A 357-nucleotide genomic window follows, 5' to 3' on the forward strand; every position below is an offset into this window, starting at 1 on the left:
GCGACTTGCATGTCTTAAACACGCCGCCAGCGTTCGTTCTGAGCCAGAATCAAACTCTCCGTAAAATGGTTTGGCTGTTAATATTTAAAAAATATTACTTAGTCCAAACCCGCATTCTTGTTTCGAATGCATATCCATTAAGGACCTTACCAGATCCCGAAGGATCCGGTAGCCACGCTTTCATTTTCATGATCACGCGGCACACAATTTAATCTTTTTCCTCTTCCCAGCAAAAACCTAAAATGAAGTGGTGAATTTCGCAATTATCTCGCGATCTCGACCACCATTTGGCATGGTGATTGCTGAGCCATCCTATCAAAGAGCTTGTTTCGAGGGGACTAAAAAGCCGATCGGGTG

The 357-nt window shown here is 44.0% G+C and carries 1 rRNA gene; it reads right to left on the reverse strand.

Annotation, left to right across the window (positions count from 1 at the left end):
* Positions 1–65, reverse strand: a 16S ribosomal RNA gene (locus tag JIN85_RS22620); the annotation flags it as partial.
* Positions 66–357: the final 292 nt, after the last annotated feature.

The sequence above is a fragment of the Luteolibacter pohnpeiensis genome (assembly GCF_016595435.1).
Taxonomy (GTDB): Bacteria; Verrucomicrobiota; Verrucomicrobiia; order Verrucomicrobiales; family Akkermansiaceae; genus Luteolibacter; species Luteolibacter pohnpeiensis.